Origin of the sequence: uncultured Cetobacterium sp., assembly GCF_947038635.1 — a bacterium.
Lineage (GTDB): Bacteria > Fusobacteriota > Fusobacteriia > Fusobacteriales > Fusobacteriaceae > Cetobacterium_A.
On record NZ_CAMQXC010000153.1, the window covers coordinates 1 to 4,686 of the forward strand.

At 23.7% G+C, this 4,686-nt stretch carries 4 protein-coding genes; all 4 read right to left on the reverse strand.

Annotated features, from left to right (window positions below):
- Positions 1-20: 20 nt before the first annotated feature.
- On the reverse strand, positions 21-653 hold the full coding sequence (locus Q0V08_RS10810) for a hypothetical protein (protein ID WP_297434665.1): 633 nt from the start codon (positions 651-653) through the stop codon (positions 21-23).
- Between the two features lie 85 nt (positions 654-738).
- Positions 739-1,830 carry an AAA family ATPase gene (locus Q0V08_RS10815; protein WP_257164253.1) on the reverse strand — a complete coding sequence of 364 codons (1,092 nt, stop codon included), beginning with the start codon at positions 1,828-1,830 and terminating at the stop codon, positions 739-741.
- A 9-nt stretch (positions 1,831-1,839) separates the two neighbouring features.
- On the reverse strand, positions 1,840-1,971 hold the full coding sequence (locus Q0V08_RS10820) for a hypothetical protein (protein ID WP_257164252.1): 132 nt from the start codon (positions 1,969-1,971) through the stop codon (positions 1,840-1,842).
- Positions 1,972-2,269: 298 nt separating this feature from the next.
- On the reverse strand, positions 2,270-4,048 hold the full coding sequence (locus Q0V08_RS10825; protein ID WP_297434675.1) for a hypothetical protein: 1,779 nt from the start codon (positions 4,046-4,048) through the stop codon (positions 2,270-2,272).
- Positions 4,049-4,686 lie beyond the last annotated feature (638 nt).

Below are 4,686 nucleotides of genomic sequence, written 5' to 3' on the forward strand. Positions count from 1 at the left end.
AAATCTAATGGGCTATTTTTTTAATCCTTTAATAATCTTTCTATTTTTAATAATAATTTTTCTATCTCTTCTTTTCTTTTGTCGTCAACATACTGAATCTTTTCTTTTATATTATTAAAAATTTCAAAATTTATATTTACTCCAAGCTCTTTTCTACTTTCCTCACTTTTAATTAAGTTTTCCTCTTTTAAAAAATTTTTAAAATCTAACACTCCATTTGATGCATTTAAATATGTTAAATTTTCTTCTAAATTTTTATAAATTTTTTCTATCTCTCTAAAAGTCAAAGATCCTACAATCTCTTTTGCTATATCAGTATTGGCGCTTTCAAATAATTCAAATCTTCTTCTATGTCTTAATGCAGTCATTCTATTAAAACCAACTAACTCTAACCATTGACAATATGTCATATCCTCTTGTATTTTTTCTGAAACTTCTTTAAAAATTTTTCCAAGTTGAATTGAAGCGTTAGCTTGTAAATTTAAAATCTCTTTTGTTTTTATTTCTAAAAATTCATTCTCTTCTTTAGAATCACAAAAATCTATCTTAACTATATTTTTTATTATTTCTAATGTTTCACTTTTTTTCTCTTTTTCAACTATTTCCTTACTAGCTCCCTCAGTAGCTCTTCTCAATCTATCTATTGCTCCCATTGAACACCCCTTATTGTATAATTTAAGCAAACTTATTTTATAATATAAATCTGTAACACAAATATTATTTCATGTAACACATGTGTTACATCCCCTTTATAACCTCTATTAAGCTATCTTGTACTTCTTGTAACCCTTTAGAATTTGTTTCCCAAACACTTTTTCCTTTTTCTAAAAGCGTTTCAATTTGAGATAACTCCTTTATCGGCTCAGGAAGAAGTATTGTTGTTTGTCCTAAAACACTTTTTAAATCATCTAAATATTTATTTTGATTTGTAGTATTTCTATATTTATTAACTATTATCGAATATACTTTGTTAATACCAGCTTCCTCTACTACATTTATAACTCCTTCAACTGTAACTCTATCACAAAAACAAGGAATAATAACTTTATCTGAGCATTCTACAAATATCGTATCTAATTTCATAGTTGGAATACTATCGATTAAAATAAAATCATACTCTGCTCTCATTTTCTCTATAAATTTAGGTAGATTATTTAAAAATGTTGTTGAGAATTTAGAATCTTCAAGTGGAATAAAATCAACATTTTCTCTTATTCTTATAATGTCTCCATCATCACCTTTTACAAAAGCTTTTAATCCACTATTAAAAATAGGCTTGTGCTCTTGTGGAGCAGTATAATCTAATATATTGTTTTGAGAGTCTGATGTTAAAATTAATACTTTTTTTCCAATTAATGATAATCCAACTGATAATTGAACCGCTAAAAAAGTTTTTCCTACTCCACCTTTATTAACTTTTATTGTATATACTTTTCCTTTTCTATCCACTTTTCCCTCCACATTTGGCTTTATGCTCACAGCATCATCTAGTAGTGTAATTACAACATCTTTTTTCTCTTCTGTTAATCCTAAACTATTTATAACAGGTAAAGGAATCACTAGTTTTGGTGATTTATATTTTCCAACTTTATCAAATTTAACTTTATAATTTTTTATTAGTAAAAGAATTTTTCCATTCTCTGTTTTTTGTTCTTGTTCTACTAAAGTTTTCCCATATTTTAAAATAATTTCATCATTTTTATATTCAAAAATAATGTTATTGTTTTCCTCCGTTATAGATAGGAAATTTAAAATATCTTTAGACAGATTTAATCTACATCCATTTAATCTTCCATCTTTTTTATATGAAAACGATAATTTTTTTATCATCCGAACTCCTTAACTTAACAATAACTTTAAATTTTTAAGAGCCTTTTCAATTTCATCTGAATTTTTTCCCTCTAAAGATATCTTTGCTCCATTTAAATTTAATGTTACTGTTATCAAATTTTCACTATAGTTTATTTTCATCATTATCCTCCTAAATTTTTAGAAAAATTTAATGAATTTTCTATTGCGAGTAGAAGGAATTTAACATTAAAATTTTCTATTATTTTACTTTAATAAAATAATACTTCTTTTATTGTGTTATGTCAAGCCTAAAAAATATTTTTTCTTACTTTTATTGATTTTAAATATTTTTAATGTTATAATTTGTGCGCGAGTAGAAGGGATTTATCTTTTAAGATAATCTCTTTTTTTATAAAAAAAGCACTTTCTTCAACTAATGAAAAAGTGCTTTTTATCTTTTTATAAATTACTTATAAAATTATTTTCCTAATAAAATTTCTTCAACTTTATTTTGAACATCATCTATAGTTTGAATATTTCCTGCTAAAACCTCTTTTGTTAATTTCATTTTTAACCTTAATAATTCCTCTTTAGAAAAATCACCTTCTAACATTATCAAAACATTATTTATATAATCTTTTGCTAAAGATAGAAACTCTTTAGTTAATGGTTCTGAATGGTTCTTATTTTTTTCTTCTATTTCTATTATCTCTAATTTTGATGAAGAGTTATAATTAAAATAGTCTATCTCATTTAAATAATTTAAAATTATTCTTTTTTTACCAGCATTAAAAGCTATTTTCTGTATTTTGGTATTCATTCCACATATTTCTATATAATTTTTAAATGCATTTTTTTCTATTTCTTCTTTTTCTTCTTGAGGCAATAATTCAAAGAAAGTTTCCAATTGGAGGAATTTTTCATCAATTATTTCATCTTTTTTTATTTCGATTTTTTCTTGAGATAAATTTTCTTTTTTAACTTCCTCAATAAAAATATCTCCCGCCCAGTTATTTTCCAAAGCTTTTAAGAAAAATGCTCTCGGACTAGTTAATTTTTTCTGTTTATTCAAATAAACTATTGTTCCTCTTACTTTTTCTTCTCCATATTTTTCAATACTATCTGCTATAGTTTTTGGCATAGATTTTAATTTTTTAGCAATATTTGGTAATTGGTTAAATAATTCCTCTATTAACTCTTTGGTTATAATTGTTTTTTCCAGTTGTTCTTTTTCATTTTCAGTTAATGTATCGTGTTCTGTAGCAGATATCGTTAATTGAGTAGATATATTTTTAAAATCATTAAAATCATCAAAAAATCTATCTTGTTTTTCTTCAGCTGAATCTTCATAAAAATGTATTTCTATCTCCGATTTTTCCCATGTACTATCTTTTACAAAATTAAACTCTTTAATTAAATTTTTTATTTTTAACTCATTTAAGTTATTCTCTAAAATTTTTATAGTATTATGTGGATTTTTAGGATTAAATTTTAATGGAATCCTTTTTATTAAAAAAAGTGTATCTATTCTTAAATAAAGCTCATGATATCTAAGCTTTTCTATTAACATATAAATTGTTCGGGCTGTACTCGTATCTATATCTAATAAAATATCAGAGTTGTAAACCATATAACCTTTTGTCATTATATTATTATAAAAATGATCTGATACAGAGATCTCATAAACTTCTTTTATTCTATTATCACCAATTTGATCTTTAAGAGTTTTATTTTTTCTGTCATCAAGTCTAATCGTTTTAAGCGAAAGGATTGTTGTTTCTATATCTTCAGTTAATATAGATTTATTTATAGAAGAATACATTGTATTTTTAAAATTATAGTTAGAGGTTGCTAACCTCGATAAACTTTCTTTTATTCTTTTTACGTAATCTTTAGTTGTTAATTTTAACTCTTTTTTTAATTCTGCTGCCGTTATAATAAATCTTCTTGGCATTCCTTTATTTTTCATAACTTTCATTAAAGCTATAAAAACTTTTTCCTCTAACTCACCAGGAATATAGTCACCTGCTTTAGGTGTAACATTTATATATGTATCACGATTTTTATTAAAATAATATTTTACAATTTGATTTACTTTTCTTCTTGTATTTTTAGAAAAAAGTGGATATTGTATAACGTTCATATCAACACGAACTAAAGATTTATTTTTAATAAAATCTTCGTCTACATAGATATTTTCTTCTACTATCTCTGTTTCTGGTGTATCTATAACTTCCTCTTCATACCACTTACTCATTAATTTATCTCCTTAAAAATAATTTGAATTTTTTGCACTTAATAATGGGGGTTACTTATAAAGTTATCCAATTTTTTACATATTTTAACATAAATTCTTATAAAAATATATAAATTCTTCTCTAAAAAGATGGTTTTTTCTTAAAAAATATACCTCACTAATACGTGGTGATAATATAAAATTATAAATATACCTCACTAATACGTTAAAAAAAATAAGGACCCTCATTAATACGTGTAAAAGCCCTCATTAATACGTATTAATACCCCCATTAATGCGTAAAATGCACCTCATTAATGCGTGTAACAAGTCCCCACTAATACGTGGTAAGAAAAACCTTCCTTTTCTTAATAAAATCAATGGTTAAATGAACTTTTTTTTAGCTTTTTTTTGTACATAACAATATAAACAATATATAACAATATAAACAACTATAAACAATGTAATTTCTTAATTTATAAAAAAATATAATAAATATAAACACTTATTAATGAGGGTAATATAATAGATTTTTCTTTTTATAAAAAACATAAAGTTAAATAATTTTATATTTAATAATAAATTTTCTATATTACACAAAAAATAAAAAATAAAATTTCTTTGTGTTATCGTAAATATAACGATGGATTCTATGTAAA

Bases quoted from the DNA above. Each gene is read 5' to 3' on its own strand.
- Q0V08_RS10810 (WP_297434665.1), bottom strand. From the start codon at position 653: ATGGGAGCAATAGATAGATTGAGAAGAGCTACTGAGGGAGCTAGTAAG.
- Q0V08_RS10825 (WP_297434675.1), bottom strand. From the start codon at position 4,048: ATGAGTAAGTGGTATGAAGAGGAAGTTATAGATACACCAGAAACAGAG.
- Q0V08_RS10815 (WP_257164253.1), bottom strand. From the start codon at position 1,830: ATGATAAAAAAATTATCGTTTTCATATAAAAAAGATGGAAGATTAAAT.
- Q0V08_RS10820 (WP_257164252.1), bottom strand. From the start codon at position 1,971: ATGAAAATAAACTATAGTGAAAATTTGATAACAGTAACATTAAATTTA.